The organism is bacterium, assembly GCA_021372775.1.
Taxonomy (GTDB): Bacteria; Acidobacteriota; Polarisedimenticolia; order J045; family J045; genus JAJFTU01.
The window spans coordinates 1-2037 of record JAJFTU010000100.1 but is presented as its reverse complement, the minus strand read 5'-3'; the positions used below and the strand labels follow the sequence as shown (position 1 = coordinate 2037).

The following is a 2037-nucleotide window of genomic DNA, read 5'->3' as shown; positions in this document are numbered from 1 at the left end:
TGCCGTGGAACGGCGCGGCGACGATGCGCTGCGGCGGCGGCGCGGTCTCGCTCGCCGCGGCGCGCGCCGCGCTCGCCGCGGGCGCTCCGGCGGCCGTCGTCGGCCGCGCGCCCGAGTGCACCGACGTCGTGCCCGACCCGTCCGTCTCCGGCTTCCACGCCCTTCTGGCGGCCTGCGGACGCGAGCTGTGGGCGGTGGACCTCGGCGCCGCGAACGGCCTCTTCGCGGGGCGCGGCGGACGTCCGATCGTCGCCGCCCCGATCGACCCCCGCGGCACGTTGATGCTCGGGTCGTTCCCCTTCGACGCCGCGCCGGTCGCGCGTCGGCTCGGCGCCGCGCCCGGCCGCTCGTCCGGCGCGCGCCGCACGACGCGGCCGCTGATCCTCGGGCGCTCCGCGGACTGCGACGTCGTGTTCGACTTTCCGCAGGTGTCGTCGCGGCACGTGCGGCTGACGAAGCGGGTGGACGGCTCGACGCTCGTCGAGGATCTGGAGAGCGCCAACGGCACGTTCGTGGACGGCGCGCGGGTCGTCGGCTCGACCGTCGTTCCCGCGGGCAGGTCGTTCCGCCTCGGCCTCGGAACGCACGAAGTCTCGCTCGGCGCGGACGCGGCGTCGGCGACGGAGCGTCCCGCGGACGGCGCCGTGCGCGTGGACGCGATCGGCCTCAAGGGGACGGCGACGCGCGGCGGCCGGCCGCTCGTCACCGTGGACGGCGTCTCGCTCTCCTTCGGGCCGGCGGAGCTCGTCGGGCTGCTCGGCCCCTCGGGGTCGGGAAAGACGTCGCTCCTGCTGATCCTCGCCGGCTACGACGTCCCCGCCGCGGGGCGCGTGCTCGTCGGCGGCGAAGACCTGCACCTGCACGCGGAGCGTTTCCGCGGCCTCATCGGCTTCGTGCCGCAGGACGACGTCGTACCGCGCGAGCTCACGCCGCGCGAGGCGCTGACCTACGCCGCGCGGCTGCGCCTCCCCGACGAGACCGACGACGCCGAGATCGCGCGCCGCGTCGCGCGCGTCCTCGCCGCGCTCGACCTCGAGGAGTGCGCCGACTCGCGCATCGGCACGGTCGAGGAGAAGGTCCTCTCGGGCGGGCAGCGCAAGCGGGTCAACATGGCGCTGGAGATGGTCACCGACCCGCCGCTGCTGCTGCTCGACGAGCCGCTTTCGGGCCTTTCGTCGCGCGACGCCGCGGCGGTGGCGGCGCTCCTGCGCCGCCTCGCCGACGCGGGCAAGACGATCCTGATGACGCTGCACCAGCCGTCGGCCGACGTCTTCGAGCTGCTCGACCAGGCGGCCGTGATGGCGCGCGGCGGGAAGCTCGTCTACGCCGGGCCGCCGGACGGCGCGTACGAGTTCTTCGAGACGCGCGGCGAGCATCCCGACCGCGTGATGGAGCGGCTCGAGACGCGCCCGCCCGACGAGTGGCGCGCGCGCTTCGCGGCGTCGTCGTGGGGCGGCGCGCTCGCCGACCGCGTGGTCGAGGTCGCGGGCGCCGCGCCGCGGACGACGACGGCGCCGCCGGCGCCGCGCCGCGCTTCGCGGCTGCGGCAGTTCGCGACGCTCGCCGCGCGCTACGCGCTCGCCAAGGGGCGCGACCGGCTGAACCTGCTCGTCGTCGCCGCGCAGGCGCCGATCGTCGGCCTGCTGCTGGCGCTCCTTTTCCACGACGCGCGCGAGAACCCGCTGCGCCGCGCGACGCCGCTCTTCGTCCTCGCCGTGGCGCTCGTCTTCTTCGGCTGCTTCAACGCCTGCCGCGAGCTGGTGCGGGAACGCGCCCTCTTCCGCCGCGAGCGGATGGCCGGCCTGCGGATCGGGCCGTACCTGCTCTCGAAGTTCTTCGTCCTCGGCGGCGCGGGGCTGGCGCAGGCGGCCCTGCTGCAGCTCTTCGTCGCCTGGTGGATGGGGCTGGCCGGCGATCCGTTCGTCGTCTTCGCCGTGCTCGGCGCGACGGTCCTCGCCGCGACCGCGATCGGCCTCGCCGTCTCCGCGCTCGTGCGCTCGCCCGAGGCGGCGATGGCGGTCGTGCCGATCCTGCTGA

General features: G+C 76.1%; 1 protein-coding gene. It reads left to right on the top strand.

Annotation, left to right across the window (positions count from 1 at the left end; genetic code table 11):
* On the top strand, positions 1–2037 hold a 2037-nt coding region (locus LLG88_03465; protein ID MCE5245966.1), incomplete at both ends, for an ATP-binding cassette domain-containing protein.